Source organism: Methylobacterium sp. WL120, from assembly GCF_008039465.1.
GTDB classification, from domain to species: Bacteria; Pseudomonadota; Alphaproteobacteria; order Rhizobiales; family Beijerinckiaceae; genus Methylobacterium; species Methylobacterium cerastii.
In genome coordinates, this window is the sequence record NZ_VRUT01000121.1 from 1 (window position 1) to 15,028 (window position 15,028).

Here is a 15,028-nt window from a genome sequence, read left to right on the forward strand (position 1 = left end):
AGCGTGTCGAGGGGGGCGTCGCGGTCGGGCGGCGGGTCGACCGCGAGCCGCAGGCCCGCGGACGAGGTCGGCGCGCAATCGCCCCAGCCGACCACCCGCGGCGCGTAGGGCCTCGCGCCCCGCGCCTGCTCGTTGGCGGTCGCGAAGACCTGCAGCGGCCCGGCCACGTCGAGGAGCTGCACCGACGGGAAGGCCAGCACCTCGACGATGCGGGGCGCCCCTGGCGGAGCCGGCGTCGGCTTTCCAAAGACTTTTGGCTGGAAGCGAGGGTCATCTGGCATCCTGGCCAGATCGTGCGGGATTAAGGCTCGCCTGTCCACCACGGAGACCCGCCATGATCCCGCCCGAGACCCACCTGCAGATCGGTTCCCTCCTGTTCGAGGGGCTGGACCAGATCGACCTCACCGGCCCCTTCGAGGTGCTGTCCCGCATCCCGAACGCGACCTACCGGATCTACGCGCCGACCGCCGAGAGCGTGCGCGACATCCGCGGCCTGCGGCTCACCCCCGACGCGGCCCTGGCCGACGCGCCCCAGCTCGACGTGCTGCACGTGCCCGGCGGCTTCGGCCAGGAGGCCCTGATGCGCGACGAGGCCGTGCTCGGCTGGATCCGCAGGCAGGCGGAGGGGGCCGGGCACGTCTTCTCGGTGTGCACCGGCGCGCTCCTCCTCGGCGGCGCCGGGCTGCTCAGGGGGCGCCGGGCGACGACGCACTGGAGCGCCTTCGCGCTGCTGCCGTATTTCGGCGCGCAGCCCGTCGACCGGCGCGTCGTGGTCGACGGGACCTGGGTGTTCGCGGCCGGCGTCACCGCCGGGATCGACGGCGCGCTGCGGCTTGCGGCCGAACTGCGTGGCATCGAGGTCGCCCAGGCGATCCAGCTCGGCATGGAATACGCCCCCGAGCCGCCCTTCGACAGCGGCACGCCGCGGACCGCCCCGGCCGCGATCCTGGAGCGGGCGCGCTCCGCCGTCGCCGAGATCACCGCGCGGCGGGAGGCCACCGCGCGCGGGATCGCCGCCGACCTCGGGATCGCTTTGCCCGCCGGCTAGGAGCCGGACGCCGACGCTTCGCCCGTCCGCGCGTCGCGCGCCGGAACCCGGTGACAAGCCCGTCATCCGCGCCTATCTGGTCCTTCATGATGGATCAGGCCATGACCGACGCGCGACCGACCGAAACGAGACTGCGCATCGCGAAATTCGGGATCGGCGCCGTGGTGCGCCACCGGATCTACCCGTTCCGCGGCATCGTCTTCGATGTCGACCCGGTGTTCGACAACACCGAGGATTGGTGGCTGGCGATTCCCGAGGAGGCGCGTCCGCGCAAGGACCAGCCGTTCTACCACCTGCTCGCCGAGAACGCCGAGACCGAGTACGTCGCCTACGTGTCCGAGCAGAACCTGGTGCCCGACACCTCGGGGGAGAGCCTGCGCCACGCCGGCATCCCCGAGATGTTCGAGCGCGACCCCGGCGGCACCTACCGGATGCGCGACCGCACCGCGAACTGATCCTGTGCCACTTGGCGTTGCGACTGCTCCGGCGACCGCTCCGGCGGCCGCGCCGACTACGCTCCGGTGACGTCGGCGCTCAGGCTCCGCCCGATTCCGGCCGCCTCCATCCGCGCCCAGGCGGCGGCGAGCGAGCCGTCCCGGTCGATCGCCCGCGTCGCGTCCGCGACCACCACGGCCTCGAACCCCGCCGCGCGCGCGTCGAGCGCGCTCCAGGCGACGCAATAGTCGGTGGCGAGCCCGCACAGCACCACGCGCCCGACGCCGCGCTCGCGCAGGTAGCCGGCGAGCCCCGTCCGCGTCCCGTCGGCCTCGACGAAGGCCGAATAGCTGTCGACGCCCGGGTTCAGGCCCTTTCGCAGGACGAGGGCGGCGCCGGGCAGGTCGAGGCCGGGGGCGAGCGACGCGCCGGCGCTTCCCTGCACGCAATGGTCCGGCCACAGCACCTGCTCGCCGTAGGCGAGCCGCACCGTCTCGAACGGCGCCCGGCCCGGATGCGCGCTCGCGAACGAGGCGTGCCCGGGCGGGTGCCAGTCCTGCGTCAGCACCAGGGTCGCGAAGCGCGCGGCCAGCGCCCGGATCGGCGCCACGACGGCGTCGCCGTCGGGCACCGCCAGCGCGCCGCCGGGCAGGAAGTCGCCCTGCACGTCGACGACGAGCAGGGCGTCGGCCGCGCCGACCCTCACGGGCGGCCTCCGGAGCGCGAGGGACGAACGATCGAGACCGGGATCCTCCGATCCGATGATCCCCGGATCGTTGCCGATCCTCGGATCACGGCACCATCACCGTCGAGCCCGTGGTCTCGCGGCCGGCCAGATCCCGGTGGACCTGCTGGGCTTCCGCGAGCTTGTAGGTGCGGTTGACCGGGATCTTCACCGCGCCGCTCTGCACCACCGAGAACAGGTTCTTGGCCATCTCCGCCAGGATCTCCGGCCGGCTTGCGTAGGTGAACAACGTCGGACGCGTGACGTAGAGCGAGCCCTTGGCGGCGAGCAGCCCGAGGTCGAGGGCCTTGATCGGACCGGAGGCCGAGCCGAAGCTCGCGAGCAGGCCGAGCGGCGCCAGCGAATCGAGCGAGCCCGCCAGGGTGTCCTGGCCGACGCCGTCGTAGACCACCGGAACGCCCTTGCCGCCGGTGATCTCGCGGACGCGGGCCGCCACGTCCTCCTCGCGGTAGAGGATGACGTGGTCGCAGCCGTGGGCGCGGGCGAGGTCCGCCTTCTCGGCCGAGCCGGCGGTGCCGATCACGGTGGCGCCGAGGTGCTTCGCCCACTGGCAGGCGATCAGGCCGACGCCGCCGGCGGCCGCGTGCCACAGGATCGTGTCGCCGGGCTTCACCGCGTAGGTCCGGTGCAGCAGGTACTCGGCGGTGAGCCCCTTCAGCATCATGCCGGCGGCGGTCGAATCGTCGATCCCGTCCGGCACGTGCACGGCGGCCGAGGCCGCGATCAGCGGCTCCTCGGCATAGGTGCCCTCCCCCGATCCGGTGGCGACCCGGTCGCCGACCGAGAACCCGGTCACGCCCTCGCCGACCGCGGTCACCGTCCCGGCGACTTCCTTGCCCGGCGTGAACGGCAGCTGCGCCGCCTTGTAGGCGCCGGAGCGGAAGTAGATGTCGATGAAGTTGACGCCGATCGCGCCGGCGCGGATGCGGATCTGGCCGGGGCCGGGCTGAGACGTCGGCACGTCCTCGTAGGCCATCACTTCGGGGCCGCCGTAATCCTGAACGCGTATCGCCTTCGGCATCGTCTCGTCCTCGCGTGAGATCGTTCACGGCGAGATAAGGGATCGGACGCTTGGCGCAATGGCCTACGTGGGACAGGCAGGGCCATCGCTTGACAGCGCTGGCCCTATTTTTCCGACGGCCTCAATCGCCGGCGCCCGCCTCCACGGGCTTGGGCTTTCGCTTCGCTCGACGCCGTTCAGGACCAAGGTCCTGAACGGCCCGCTCCGCGGGGCGCGCTTCGCACCCTGGCGGGAAAGACTGTCGGCGTCTCGGCGCACGGGCCGCGACGCGAGGGTTTCGGGTCCTGGAGGAATCGTCGATCCGGTACGGAACGCGAACGGTCCGACCGCCGTTGAGAGCCCCACGTAGTCGAGCGTGCCTTGCAGTGGCCATGTTTCAATCTTAACTGAACCTGAACGAAAGGCTGATTCGTTCAGGCCGTCACGGGAAAGATGGAGGACAGCGATGCTGACCGGACCGTTCCAACGCCTGCCGGGTTCTTCCGAGGGATGGCAGTCCCTCGCTCACGAGCCCTGGCTCCTGCCGATCTCCGACGCGGCCTCCGCACAGGCCTCCGACGTGGCGCTCGCCGTGCGTCGGGCCGCCCGCCCCTTCTGGATCGCCGCCAACGGCCTCGCCCTCGCCCTGGCGCTGCTCCTCGCCGCCGAGACCTCGACGGGCTGGATGAACGGCGGTCAAGCCGTCGCCCCGGTAAAGACCGTCGTCGCCAGCGCGTCCTGATCCGTCAGGCTTCCTCCCGCACCGGCGCGGCGCCTGCCGACGGTGCGCCCTGTGCCGTCCGCAGGGACGCGGCCATGGCCTGGAGCCGGGCCTGCGGGTCGTCGGGCTGGATGACGCCGGCCGACATCACCAGCTTGGCCGCGTCGTCCACGCTCATCCCGACCTCGATGATGTCGGCGCGCGGCAGGTAGAAGAAGAACCCCGTGGTCGGGTTCGGCGCGCAGGGCAGGAACACGCCGACGTAGTCGTTGCGCGCTTCGCCCCCTCCATTTCCCGTTGGCTCTCCCTTGCCGCCGGGCAGCGCCGCCTGGACGTCGGGTGCGGCCGGCGCCGACAGGAACACCACCGACCACGTTCCCTTCACCGGGAACTCGACGAGGCCGACCGTGCGGAACGAGGTTCCGTTGGCGGAGAACAGCGTCTCGAAGATCTGCCGCAGGCCCTTGTACAGCCCCGAGATCACGGGGGTGCGCGCCAGCAGCACCTCGCCGAACTCGATCACGCTGCGCCCCACGAGGTTCGCCGTGAGGAACCCGAGCAGGGTCACCGCGACGAAGGCGATGAGCATGCCGAGCCCTGGGATCGAGAACGGCAGGTAATGGTCGGGCAGGTAGCTCGCCGGCACCAGCGGTTTCACGAACCCGTCGATCAGCGTGATGATCCACCACGTGATGTAGGCGGTGATCGCCAGCGGCCCCGCGACGATGATGCCGGTGAGGAAGTAGGTCCGCAGCCGTCCGCGCGCGCTGACGCGGGGACGGGGGCCGGCGGCGTCCGGCTCGGGCGGCAACTGGGTCGGCGGTCTCACGGAAACCAGGGCAGCCCCCGAAGGCATGATCGCGAAGGCTAAGTCGGCGCGTTGCCGGGCATGGCTCCGGTGCCGTCAGGCCTACTCCCTCCGCCGGCCCGCCTCAAGGCCGATCCCCGTGCGGCGCCGGCGCGGCGCCGCAGGACGTACAGCACCAGTCCGGTGACCGCGAGCAGCGGCATCGCCAGGGCGGCGAGGCAGAAGACGAGGGCGAAGGCCGCGCCGAAGAAGCGCCCGCGATGCACCTCCAGCATGGAATCGGCGATTTGCCGGCCAAGCGGCTTGTCTGAGAAGCGCGACAGCGAGAGGCGGGCGCCGGTCGCGGCGTCGAAGATCGATTCGTTGCGCGCCTTCGGGGCGTCGGCCTCGGCGATCCAACGGATGCGGATCCGCGCCGCGTCCGGCCCCGGCGGCGTCACGGTGGCCAGCGCCGCCGACGCCCCCTCCTCCGCCCGGAACGCGGCCCAGGCCTTGTCGAGGGCCGGCGGGGCGTCCGCGCCCTTGTCCGTCCGCTCCGCGCTCTTGCGCCCGCCCACCCGGTCCGCGCGCGCCTCCGCCGGCTTGTTCGCGCCCTTGACGGCGACCTCCCCCGTGAGGAGCCACGTCGCGGCCGACTTGTACGCGTCGTAGGACCACCACAGCCCCGTCAGCGCGATCACCGCGTAGACCGGCAGCAGCCAGGTGCCGGCGACGGCGTGCAGCGACCAGTAGCGCGGCCGCCCGGGCCGGCGCAGGCTCGGCTTCAGCCAGATCCGCCAGGCGTGGACCTTGGGCCAGCGCAGAACCAGGCCGGTGGCGAGGAACACGAGGAGCGCCAAAGCCGCGGCGCCGGTGATGGTGCGGCCCCAGCCCCTGCCCTCTCCGGGCAGCAGCAGCCACCGGTGCAGGCCGCGAATCGTGGCGAAGGTCGCCTCGCCCCGGACCTCGCCGCGCAGGGTGCCGTCGTAGGGGTCGAGGTAGACCGACGGCGCCCGCCCGCCGGGCTTGACGTCGCCGGCTTTGGCGTCGTCGGCGAAGCGCGCCCGCGGGGCCAGCGCGGGGTCGCCGAAGAACGTCAGCGCGCCGACCCTCAGGCCCGGCCGCTCCGCGGAAAGCCGCGCCACCAGCGCCTCCGGCCCGAGAACCGGCCGATCCTGGACCGCGACCTGCGCGCGGTCGGCGTTGGCGAGGTCGAGGATCGCCTCCTCGTAGCTCATCATCGCACCGGTGACGCCGACCAGGGCGAGGACGAGCCCGGCGGTGAGGCCGAGCGCCCAGTGCAGGCGAAACAGGACGGTGCGGAGGGAGACAAACATCGCAGGCGGTACGTCACGGAAACGGCGTGCGGTCAAGTCTTTCCGTAGAAGTCCTGAGTTGTGGAGTCTAATTTATTACAACTCGAAAGAGCATCGACTTGTGTTTCTCGGGCCGCGGCGATCGAAAGCCTCGGAACCCTTCGCGCGCCCCGGACAGAACGAATGGCTGTGCCGGATGAAGCGCCGAGGGTCGATTCTCCGATGCCGCGTGTTCGATGATCGGCCCACCGCAGGCCGTCGAGTCGATTGCGCCCTCCGGCGCCCCCGCGTATACGAGGTCATTCCCCTTTTGAACGCGTGAGACGGGACTTTCGGATCGAGCGGTCCGGAGCCTGCGGACCGATGCCCGGCCCCGTCCGTCCCCGCGTCGGTTTTGGAGCCCGTGCGAAACATGACCCAGGGTCCGCTGATGCCCAAGGCGACCGCCGTCTGGCTGGTCGAGAACACCTCGCTCGCCTTCGAGCAGATCGCCGATTTCTGCAAGCTGCACCCGCTCGAGGTGAAGGGCATCGCCGACGGCGAGGTCGCCGCCGGGATCAAGGGCTTCGACCCGATCACCGCGGGCCAGCTCACCCGCGACGAGATCGAGAAGGCGCAGAAGTCGCCGGCCTACAAGCTCAAGGTCGCGGTCTCGAAGGTGAAGCTGCCCGAGGTCAAGCGCACCACCAAGGGCCCGCGCTACACCCCGCTGTCGCGCCGCCAGGACCGACCGAACGCGATCCTCTGGCTGCTGCGCAACCACCCCGAGCTGAAGGACGCGCAGGTGATCCGGCTCGTCGGCACCACCAAGTCGACGATCCAGCAGATCCGCGAGCGCTCGCACTGGAACTCCGGCTCGCTGCAGCCGATGGACCCGGTGACGCTCGGCCTCTGCACCCAGATCGACCTCGACTTCGAGGTCCAGCGTGCCGCCAAGGACCGTCCCGCGGCGCTGGCCGCCGATTCGGGCGCCTCGCTGCTGCCGACCGAGGTCTCCACCCGCGAGGAGGCGCCCGAGGCCGACGAGCACCGCCACGGCGGTCGCGAGGAGCGGATCAACGCCGATTCGGTGTTCGCCAAGCTCAAGGGCGTCCGCCCGGCGGACGACGACGAGGACTGATGTCTTCGCGGTCTCCCAAGTCTTCGGACCGACGCTGCGGGCCTGCTTCGAAGGAAGCGGGCCCGTTCTGCGTCGACACCCGTTTCTGTTGAACTTCCGGGCCCGTTGCTGTAGAGAGCCGGCGTCCTTCCAGGCCGACCGCACGCGCGTGTTTCAGTGTTGCGCGGCGCCGCCCCGGGACGACCGCCCTCGGACACCGTACGAACGCGTCGGCAAGCCGATCCCATTTTCGGATCGGTCGCTCCTCGATCCGGAGCGGCAGCGGCAACGGGGGCGTTCGCAACACGAGCCGCCGACGTGAGGGCATCCCCGAGGGAGCCCGTTCAGGAGACAGAATGACTGCTGGTACCGCTCTGCAGCGCGACACCTACCGCGACGACTTCGCGGCGCTGCTCGAGGAATCGTTCCTCCAACACGAGATCACCGAAGGCTCCGTCGTCAAGGGTCGCGTCGTCGCGATCGAGAAGGACGTCGCGGTCATCGACATCGGCGCCAAGACCGAGGGTCGCGTCGCCCTCAAGGAATTCAACGGCCCCGGCCGCGAGGGCGAGCTCGCCGTCGGCGACGAGGTCGAGGTCTACGTCGACCGCATCGAGAACGCGCTCGGCGAAGCCGTCATCTCGCGCGACAAGGCGCGCCGCGAGGAGTCGTGGGTCAAGCTCGAGAAGGCCTTCGAGGCCAACGAGCGCGTCTCCGGCACGATCTTCAACCAGGTCAAGGGTGGCTACACCGTCGACCTCGACGGCGCCGTGGCGTTCCTGCCGCGCTCCCAGGTCGACATCCGCCCGGTGCGCGACGTGACGCCCCTGCTCGGCACCCCGCAGCCGTTCCAGATCCTCAAGATGGATCGCCGCCGCGGCAACATCGTCGTCTCGCGCCGCACGGTGCTGGAGGAGAGCCGCGCCGAGCAGCGCTCCGAGCTCGTGGCCAACCTCGAAGAGGGTCAGGTCATCGACGGCGTCGTCAAGAACATCACCGAGTACGGCGCCTTCGTGGATCTGGGCGGCATCGACGGCCTGCTCCACGTCACCGACATGGCGTGGCGCCGCGTGAACCACCCGTCCGAGGTCGTGACCATCGGCCAGACGGTCAAGGTCAAGATCATCAAGATCAACCACGAGACCCACCGCATCTCGCTCGGCATCAAGCAGCTGCTCGCCGACCCGTGGGAGGGCATCGCCCAGCGCTACCCGGTCGACGCCAAGCTCAAGGGCCGCGTCACCAACATCACCGACTACGGCGCCTTCGTGGAGCTGGAGCCGGGGATCGAGGGCCTGATCCACGTCTCCGAGATGAGCTGGACCAAGAAGAACGTCCACCCCGGCAAGATCGTCTCCACCTCGCAGGAAGTGGAAGTGCAGATCCTCGAGGTCGACCCCGTCAAGCGCCGCATCTCGCTCGGCCTCAAGCAGACCCTGCAGAACCCGTGGGAGGCCTTCAACGAGAAGCACCCCGTCGGCTCTGAGGTCGAGGGCGAGGTCAAGAACAAGACCGAGTTCGGCCTGTTCATCGGCCTGGAAGGCGACGTCGACGGCATGGTCCACCTGTCGGACCTCGACTGGAACCGTCCCGGCGAGCAGGTGATCGAGGAGTTCAAGAAGGGCGACATGGTCAAGGCGCAAGTTCTCGACGTCGACGTCGAGAAGGAGCGCATCTCGCTCGGCATCAAGCAGATCGGCGGGGACCCCTTCGCCGAGGCCGGCGACGTCAAGAAGGGCCAGATCGTCACCTGCGAGGTCGTCGAGGTGAAGGATTCGGGCATCGAGGTGAAGATCGTCGACACCGACATGCAGAGCTTCATCCGTCGCGCCGAGCTCGCCCGCGACCGCGGCGACCAGCGCCCCGAGCGCTTCGCCGCCGGCGAGAAGTTCGACGCCCGCGTCATCCAGTTCGACCGCAAGGCGCGCCGCGTCCAGCTATCGATCAAGGCGCTGGAAGTCGCCGAGGAGAAGGAGGCGATGGCCCAGTTCGGCTCGGCCGATTCGGGTGCCTCGCTCGGCGACATCCTCGGCGCGGCCTTCAAGAAGGCCCGCACCAGCGACGACGTCGAAGAGAAGTAGTCCGGTCCTCGCCGGCCGCCGGGGTTCCGCCCGGGCGGCCGGCGGGCCCATTCGATCCAAGGCCCGCGCCGGACACCCGTCCGGCGCGGGCCGTTCTTTTTGGCGGTCTCGTGCCCTCGGCAGCGTGACCGTTTTCAGGGCCTGCACGGATTCGGTCGGCCATGACGGGTGCAGCGCAACCTTAAGGCGATGCGGTTTTGGCCCGCCGCGCCCCTTGCCGGTCCGTGTCCGGCAGGGCTAGAACACCGCTCGCGGGCAACGGCCCGGCGCCCACGAGTTCAAGCCTGCCAAGGACTTGGTCTGTACCGACGCGTGCGGTGCGGATCGTGCCGCGGCACGCGGGCCTCGTGCGCCCTGCCCCGGACATCGGTCTGCGGGTGGGCTGAGAACCGGCCGGCCGCGAGGCCGGGACCGCCAGGGAGCAGACCAGCGCATGGCAGCCGACGCCGAACTCCTGATCGACCGGCGGCGGTTGCGCCGCAAGCTGTCCGTGTGGCGCGTGGTCGGCATCGGCGGCCTCGTCGTCGCCGTCGGCGCGGTCGGCCTGCGGGTCCGCGCCGGCACCGAGGGCGGCCTGTTCGGCGCGGTGAAGCCGCAGATCGCCCGGATCTCGATCTCGGGCTTCATCTCCGGCAGCGAGGCCACCGCCAAGCTGATGAAGCGGGTCGGCGAATCCACCGCCGTCGAGGGCGTGGTGGTCTCGATCAACTCGCCCGGCGGCACCACGACCGGCTCCGAGGAGCTGTTCCGCAACCTGCGGGCGCTCGCCGAGAAGAAGCCGATCGTCGCCTTCGTCGACGGCACCGCGGCCTCGGGCGCCTACATCACCGCGATCGCCGCCGACCACATCGTCGCGCGCGAGACGTCGCTCGTCGGCTCGATCGGCGTGCTGTTCCAGTATCCGGACGTGTCGGGGCTGCTCGACAAGGTCGGCGTGAAGGTCGAGTCGGTGAAGTCCTCGCCGCTCAAGGCCGAGCCGTCGGGCTTCACCCCGACCTCGCCCGAGGCGCGGGCCGCCCTCGCGGCGGTGGTCGGCGACACCTATGCCTGGTTCAAGAACCTCGTGGCCGAGCGGCGCGGGATGGACGGCGCCCAGGTCGCCACGGTCTCAGACGGCCGGGTGTTCAGCGGCCGCCAGAGCGTGCCGCTGAAGCTCGTGGACGAGCTCGGTAGCGAGCGGCAGGCGATCGCGTGGCTCGAGACCGCGCGCAAGGTGCCCAAGGACCTGCCGGTGACCGACTGGAAGCCCGCCTCCAACCAGGGCTTCGGCCTGTTCTCGGCGCTCGGATTCGGGGCCGACCTCCTCGGGTTCGAGGGCCTGTCCGCGCGGCTGGCCGAGGCCGGCGCCGAGGCGGGGGCCGTCACCCAGGGCGGCATGCTCGTGCTGTGGCGCCCGAGCCCGTCCGCCGCGCCCTGATTCGGTGCGATCCACCAGGATTCGCACCCCGGAACTTCGAGAAGACCAGACGCCATGATCAAGTCGGAGCTCGTCATCAAGATCGCCGAGCAGAACCCGCACCTCTACCAGCGGGACGTCGAGACGCTGGTCAACGCGATCCTCGACACGATCGCCGACGCGCTGGCACGGGGCGACCGGGTCGAGCTGCGCGGCTTCGGTGCGTTCTCGGTGAAGCGCCGGGATGCGCGCCGCGGGCGCAACCCGCGCACGGGTGCGGCCGTTGCCGTGTCGGAAAAGGCCATCCCCGTGTTCAAGACCGGCAAGGAGATGCGCCTGCGCCTCAACGCGGCCGGGATCGGCGAGAGCCAGTCCGCGGCCGAGTAGGGTCCTTCGCGAGACATCGCGGCGGATCGGCCGGTTCGTCTTCCGCGAAGCGGGCCAAGCGCGACGGCGCGTCGCCGCCGGTAGGGCGGATCGCGGATGTCCTCCCGGACCATCCGCGGCACAGTAAGAACGGTTCGGAGAGATCGATGGTCCGCTTCCTCAAGAGTTTGGTGCTGCTGCCCATCGCGATCCTGGTGATCTTGGTCGCGGTCGCCAACCGTGATCCCGTGCGGCTCTCCCTGGACCCGTTCTCGCCCGATCCGGTGTTCAGCGTGATGCTGCCGCTCTACGCGATCCTGTTCGGGGCGGTGGCGCTCGGCATCGTCGTCGGCGGCATCTTCACCTGGCTCGGGCAGGGCAAGGCCCGCCGCCAGGTCCGCCACCGCGGCCGCGAGATCCGCCGCCTCGAAGGCGAGACCGAGCGGCTCAAGGCCTACGCCCCGCCGGAGCCCGGCACCGGCCTGACGCTGCCGGGACGGACCGCGCTGCCGGCCCCGCGCTGACGCGACCGGGTCTCGAAGCGCCAGCCATGTCGATCCGCGTCAAGATCTGCGGCTTGAGCACGCCCGAGACCATGGCCGCCGCCCTGGAGACCGGCGCCGACTGGATCGGCCTCGTGCGGTTTCCCAAGAGCCCGCGCCATGTCGACCTCGACGCGGCCCGCGCCCTGTCCGCTCAGGCGCGCGGCCGGGCCGAGCGGGTCGTCCTGCTGGTCGACCCCGACGACGCCGCGCTCGACGCCGCGCTGGAGGCGATCGATCCCGACCTGATCCAGCTGCACGGCGTCGAGACGCCGGAGCGCGTCGCCGCGATCCGCCGACGCGCCGGCCGCCCGGTGATGAAGGCGCTGGGCGTCGCGAGCCGGGCCGACCTCGACCGGATTTCGGCCTTCGCCGCCGCCGACCGCCTGCTCCTCGACGCCAAGCCGCCCTCCGGCGCCGTGCTTCCCGGCGGCAACGGCCGCGCCTTCGACTGGACCCTGCTCGATGGCGCGGACCTCCCCTCCGGCTGGATGCTGTCGGGCGGCCTCGACCCGTCGAGCGTCGCCGCGGCGCTCGCCCGCACCGGGGCGACCGCGGTCGACGTCTCCTCGGGCGTCGAGTCGGCGCCGGGCGTGAAGGACCCGGACCGCATCGCCGCCTTCGTCAGGGCGGCCCGCGCCGCCGGCTGAGCCGGGTCATACCAAATCCGGTCGATCCCTTCGGGATGGCGGATTTGGGCTTCGCTCAGGCGCCGCGCGGGCTTGCCTGACCCGGCCTCCGCTTTGAGCAAGCGGAGGCCGGGTCAGCCCGTTCGCAGGTCGGCGAGGGCTCGCCGCTGCCGCCCGTCTTCGAAGAAGTTCTCCGGGGCGAGCCACGCCTGGAACGCCGCCCTCACCCGCGGCCACTCGGCGTCGGTGACCGAGAACCAGGCCGTGTCGCGGGAGCGCCCCTTCACCACGACGGCGTTGCGGAAGACGCCCTCGAAGGTGAAGCCGTAGCGCAGGGCCGCCGCGCGCGAGGGCGCGTTGAGGGCGTCGCACTTCCATTCGTAGCGGCGGTAGCCGAGCTCGTCGAAGGCGCGGGCCATCATCAGGGCCATCGCCTCGGTCGCGGCCGGCCGCCGCGCCAGGGCGGGCGAGAAGTGCAGGTGCCCGACCTCGATGACGCCGTTGGCCGGATCGATGCGCAGGTACGATGCGAGGCCGACCGCCCGGCCGGTCTGCCCGTCGACGATCGCGTGGAACAGCGGGTCGGCGCCGGCCGCCATCGCCGCCAGCTCGGCCCGGTAGGCGCCTTCCGTCTCCGGCAGGGTGCCGCCGAGATAGGTCCAGCTCCGCCGGTCGGGGGCCGCCGAGAAGGCGGAAAACAGGTCGGCCGCATGGCGCTCCGCATCCAGCGGCTCGACACGGCAGGTGCGTCCCTGCATCGCCGTGCGCGGCGGAAGCGGGCGCGGGCGCCAATCCGGCAGGGCCGGCCCGATCGGCTGGCCGAAGTCGTTCTCGCGCGCGCTCATCGTCCGCTCCGTGCCTGCACCAGGGCCGCCATCTCTTCAGCCATGCCGTCCCCGTCGCCCGCGGCGCGAAATCCCGCGACCACGCCGTCGCGGTCGGCCGCCGGCCGGTTCTGGCTGACCTTCCACTTGCCCACGATCTGCGCCACGGGAATCTCGATCCCGACGATGCCCTTGAGCTGCGCGTCGGTGAAGGCCCGCGGCGCGTCGTCGACCGCCCAGGGTTCGGGCCGTCCCGCCTCGCGCAGGTCCGTGAGGTCGGCGATCTGGCGCCGGAGCCAGGCCGCGTCCTCGATCACCCGCGGTCGCCCCCGAGCGTGGACCGTGGCGTAGTTCCAGGTCGGCACCACCTTCCCGGTCTCGCGCTTGGTCGCGTACCAGGACGGGGTGACGTAGCCCTGCGGCCCCTGGAACACCACGAGGCACGCCTCGACCTGCGCCAGCTCGCGCCAGTGCGGGTTGGCTCGCGCCAGGTGCGCGCGCAGCGTCCCCCGCTCGGAGGCCTGCCCGTCGATCAGGAACGGGATCGGGTTCGCCATCAGGCCCCCCGGCCCGGCGGTGACGAGGAGCCCAAGGGGGTGGGCGCGGATCAGGGCGTGCTGCGCCCCGAGGTCGTCCTCCCTGAAATGCGGCGGCTGGTACATCGCGGCGCTCCCGACCGGTGGAGGCCTGGGCTTGACCGATCGCCGGTCCAGGCAAAAGATCCGGTTTCACGCAAACGACTGGACCACTTCGTGCCCGAAGCCCACGGTGCCAGGCCCGTCGAGACCCACCCACGCGGAGAGGGCGGCCTGCCCCTCGTCCTCGATCTCGCCCACGGGGCGGCGACGCCCCTGCACGTGCGGATCGGCGACGCGCTGCGCCGCGCGATCCTGGAGCGTCGCATCGCCCGCGGCGCCCGCCTCCCCGGCTCGCGGGCGCTGGCCGAGGACCTCGGCTGCGCCCGCGGCACGGTGTTGACCGCCTTGGAGCAACTGGTCGCTGAGGGCTATCTCACGGCACATCGCGGCTCCGGCACCCGCGTAGCCGCCACCCTGCCCGACGACACGCTGGCTGTCGCGCGAACCCCCGACGCCGCGGCGCCCCCTTCGGCGCCCTCCCCGCCGCCGCCGACCCTGTCGCGACGCGGGACGGCCCTGATTGCGTCGTCGGCGCGGGCGTGGTTCTCGGCGCCGGTGGCGCCGGACGCCTTCGCCCTCGGGCGCCCGGCCGCCGACGCGTTCCCGTATGCGATCTTCGGGCGCCTACTACAGACCGAATGGCGCGACGGCGCCCCGCCGCCTCATCCCCTCGGCGATCCGCGGCTGCGCGCCGCCACCGCCGCCTACCTCGCCGCCACCCGCGGCGTCGCCTGCACGGCCGACGCGGTGATCGTCACCGCCGGCATCCGCCAGAGCTTGCGGCTGCTGGCGCAACTGCTGCTCGATCCGGGCGAGACGGCGCTGGTCGAAGATCCGGGGTTTCCCGGCATCGCCCTGGCGCTGGCGGAAGCGGGCCTGCGCCCCGTGCCCGTGCCGGTCGGACCCGGCGGCCTCGCGATCGACCGGGCGGGGGCCGCCCTGGGCGCGCGCCTCGCCGTGGTGACGCCGGCCCATCACTATCCGCTGGGCCACGCCATGAGCCTGGAGAACCGGCTGGCGCTGCTCGCCTGGGCCGAGGCGGCGAACGCCTGGATCGTCGAGGACGATTACGGCGGCGAGTACCGCTATGCCGGCCGGCCGCTGCCGCCGCTGCGCGCCCTCGACCGGACCGGACGGGTGATCTACGCCGGCAGCTTCTCCAAGGTGCTGCTGCCGGCGCTGCAGCTGAGCTACCTCGTGCTGCCGCAGGGGCTCGCCGGACCGGTCCAGCGGGCGCTGGCGGAGACCGGCCCGGCGCCCTCCGGCCTCGGCCAGGGGGCGCTCGCCCGCTTCATCGACGATGGCCATCTCGGCCGCCACCTGCGCCGCACGCGAAAGCTCCATGCCGGGCGGCAGGCCGCCCTGCTGGCGGCCGCCCGCGACCGGGCCGCCGGCCTGCTC

At 71.7% G+C, this 15,028-nt stretch carries 16 protein-coding genes and 1 pseudogene; 10 read left to right on the top strand and 7 right to left on the bottom strand.

Features of this window, described 5'->3' with window-relative positions; genetic code table 11:
- Nucleotides 1-281 (bottom strand): annotated as a pseudogene (locus FV229_RS28180) (GlxA family transcriptional regulator); the annotation flags it as partial.
- 53 nt (nucleotides 282-334) lie between these two features.
- Between FV229_RS28180 and FV229_RS19455 the strand changes: the two are divergent.
- Both FV229_RS19455 and hspQ read left to right on the top strand, forming a co-directional pair.
- Nucleotides 335-1,048, top strand: a complete 714-nt coding sequence (locus FV229_RS19455) for a DJ-1/PfpI family protein (protein ID WP_147753543.1) — start codon at nucleotides 335-337, stop codon at nucleotides 1,046-1,048.
- Between the two features lie 101 nt (nucleotides 1,049-1,149).
- Complete coding sequence (hspQ, locus tag FV229_RS19460) at nucleotides 1,150-1,503, top strand: heat shock protein HspQ (protein ID WP_147753544.1); 354 nt, start codon at nucleotides 1,150-1,152, stop codon at nucleotides 1,501-1,503.
- Between the two features lie 56 nt (nucleotides 1,504-1,559).
- Here the strand turns inward: hspQ and FV229_RS19465 are convergent, their stop codons facing one another.
- Both FV229_RS19465 and FV229_RS19470 read right to left on the bottom strand, forming a co-directional pair.
- Nucleotides 1,560-2,189, bottom strand: a complete 630-nt coding sequence (locus FV229_RS19465) for a nicotinamidase (protein WP_147753545.1) — start codon at nucleotides 2,187-2,189, stop codon at nucleotides 1,560-1,562.
- A gap of 85 nt (nucleotides 2,190-2,274) precedes the next feature.
- Nucleotides 2,275-3,249, bottom strand: a complete 975-nt coding sequence (locus tag FV229_RS19470; protein WP_147753546.1) for a quinone oxidoreductase — start codon at nucleotides 3,247-3,249, stop codon at nucleotides 2,275-2,277.
- A gap of 445 nt (nucleotides 3,250-3,694) precedes the next feature.
- Between FV229_RS19470 and FV229_RS19475 the strand changes: the two genes are divergently transcribed.
- Complete coding sequence (locus FV229_RS19475; protein ID WP_147753547.1) at nucleotides 3,695-3,970, top strand: hypothetical protein; 276 nt, start codon at nucleotides 3,695-3,697, stop codon at nucleotides 3,968-3,970.
- Nucleotides 3,971-3,974: 4 nt separating this feature from the next.
- On the opposite strand, the gene FV229_RS19480 is transcribed toward FV229_RS19475, so the two are convergent.
- Both FV229_RS19480 and FV229_RS19485 read right to left on the bottom strand, forming a co-directional pair.
- Nucleotides 3,975-4,787, bottom strand: a complete 813-nt coding sequence (locus FV229_RS19480) for a DUF502 domain-containing protein (RefSeq protein ID WP_238272314.1) — start codon at nucleotides 4,785-4,787, stop codon at nucleotides 3,975-3,977.
- 29 nt (nucleotides 4,788-4,816) lie between these two features.
- Entirely contained in the window at nucleotides 4,817-6,073 is a 1,257-nt protein-coding gene (locus FV229_RS19485; protein ID WP_147753549.1) for a PepSY-associated TM helix domain-containing protein, read from the bottom strand.
- Nucleotides 6,074-6,464: 391 nt separating this feature from the next.
- Here FV229_RS19485 and FV229_RS19490 point away from each other — a divergent pair, with 391 nt between their 5' ends.
- The 6 genes from FV229_RS19490 to FV229_RS19515 all read left to right on the top strand — a co-directional run bounded on the left by FV229_RS19490 (nucleotide 6,465) and on the right by FV229_RS19515 (nucleotide 12,186).
- Nucleotides 6,465-7,172, top strand: a complete 708-nt coding sequence (locus tag FV229_RS19490) for a cell cycle transcriptional regulator TrcR (protein WP_147753550.1) — start codon at nucleotides 6,465-6,467, stop codon at nucleotides 7,170-7,172.
- A 335-nt stretch (nucleotides 7,173-7,507) separates the two neighbouring features.
- Nucleotides 7,508-9,232: a 30S ribosomal protein S1 gene (gene rpsA / locus FV229_RS19495; RefSeq protein ID WP_147753551.1), complete on the top strand. Its 1,725-nt coding sequence runs from the start codon at nucleotides 7,508-7,510 to the stop codon at nucleotides 9,230-9,232.
- A 433-nt stretch (nucleotides 9,233-9,665) separates the two neighbouring features.
- A complete protein-coding gene (gene sppA, locus FV229_RS19500) occupies nucleotides 9,666-10,649 on the top strand; it encodes a signal peptide peptidase SppA (protein ID WP_147753552.1) in 984 nt (327 codons plus the stop codon).
- Nucleotides 10,650-10,703: 54 nt separating this feature from the next.
- Entirely contained in the window at nucleotides 10,704-11,015 is a 312-nt protein-coding gene (ihfB, locus tag FV229_RS19505) for an integration host factor subunit beta (RefSeq protein ID WP_147753553.1), read from the top strand.
- 146 nt (nucleotides 11,016-11,161) lie between these two features.
- Nucleotides 11,162-11,518, top strand: coding sequence for a LapA family protein (locus FV229_RS19510; protein WP_147753554.1), 357 nt, complete (start codon nucleotides 11,162-11,164; stop codon nucleotides 11,516-11,518).
- A 26-nt stretch (nucleotides 11,519-11,544) separates the two neighbouring features.
- Complete coding sequence (locus FV229_RS19515) at nucleotides 11,545-12,186, top strand: phosphoribosylanthranilate isomerase (RefSeq protein ID WP_147753555.1); 642 nt, start codon at nucleotides 11,545-11,547, stop codon at nucleotides 12,184-12,186.
- A gap of 113 nt (nucleotides 12,187-12,299) precedes the next feature.
- On the opposite strand, the gene FV229_RS19520 is transcribed toward FV229_RS19515, so the two are convergent.
- Together FV229_RS19520 and FV229_RS19525 are read right to left on the bottom strand one after the other, a co-directional pair.
- The gene (locus FV229_RS19520; RefSeq protein ID WP_147753556.1) at nucleotides 12,300-13,010 is read right to left on the bottom strand and encodes a GNAT family protein; all 711 of its coding nucleotides are present in this window, start codon (nucleotides 13,008-13,010) and stop codon (nucleotides 12,300-12,302) included.
- Complete coding sequence (locus tag FV229_RS19525) at nucleotides 13,007-13,651, bottom strand: FMN-binding negative transcriptional regulator (protein ID WP_147753557.1); 645 nt, start codon at nucleotides 13,649-13,651, stop codon at nucleotides 13,007-13,009. The genes FV229_RS19520 and FV229_RS19525 overlap by 4 nt, the downstream gene beginning before the upstream one ends.
- A 90-nt stretch (nucleotides 13,652-13,741) precedes the next feature.
- Here FV229_RS19525 and FV229_RS19530 point away from each other — a divergent pair.
- Nucleotides 13,742-15,028: PLP-dependent aminotransferase family protein (locus FV229_RS19530; protein ID WP_246688257.1), on the top strand; the 1,287-nt coding region annotated here is incomplete at its 3' end.

Bases quoted from the DNA above. Each gene is read 5' to 3' on its own strand.
- FV229_RS19455 (WP_147753543.1), top strand. From the start codon at position 335: ATGATCCCGCCCGAGACCCACCTGCAGATCGGTTCCCTCCTGTTCGAG.
- hspQ (WP_147753544.1), top strand. From the start codon at position 1,150: ATGACCGACGCGCGACCGACCGAAACGAGACTGCGCATCGCGAAATTC.
- FV229_RS19470 (WP_147753546.1), bottom strand. From the start codon at position 3,249: ATGCCGAAGGCGATACGCGTTCAGGATTACGGCGGCCCCGAAGTGATG.
- FV229_RS19475 (WP_147753547.1), top strand. From the start codon at position 3,695: ATGCTGACCGGACCGTTCCAACGCCTGCCGGGTTCTTCCGAGGGATGG.
- FV229_RS19485 (WP_147753549.1), bottom strand. From the start codon at position 6,073: ATGTTTGTCTCCCTCCGCACCGTCCTGTTTCGCCTGCACTGGGCGCTC.
- FV229_RS19490 (WP_147753550.1), top strand. From the start codon at position 6,465: ATGACCCAGGGTCCGCTGATGCCCAAGGCGACCGCCGTCTGGCTGGTC.
- rpsA (WP_147753551.1), top strand. From the start codon at position 7,508: ATGACTGCTGGTACCGCTCTGCAGCGCGACACCTACCGCGACGACTTC.
- sppA (WP_147753552.1), top strand. From the start codon at position 9,666: ATGGCAGCCGACGCCGAACTCCTGATCGACCGGCGGCGGTTGCGCCGC.
- ihfB (WP_147753553.1), top strand. From the start codon at position 10,704: ATGATCAAGTCGGAGCTCGTCATCAAGATCGCCGAGCAGAACCCGCAC.
- FV229_RS19510 (WP_147753554.1), top strand. From the start codon at position 11,162: ATGGTCCGCTTCCTCAAGAGTTTGGTGCTGCTGCCCATCGCGATCCTG.
- FV229_RS19515 (WP_147753555.1), top strand. From the start codon at position 11,545: ATGTCGATCCGCGTCAAGATCTGCGGCTTGAGCACGCCCGAGACCATG.
- FV229_RS19520 (WP_147753556.1), bottom strand. From the start codon at position 13,010: ATGAGCGCGCGCGAGAACGACTTCGGCCAGCCGATCGGGCCGGCCCTG.
- FV229_RS19525 (WP_147753557.1), bottom strand. From the start codon at position 13,651: ATGTACCAGCCGCCGCATTTCAGGGAGGACGACCTCGGGGCGCAGCAC.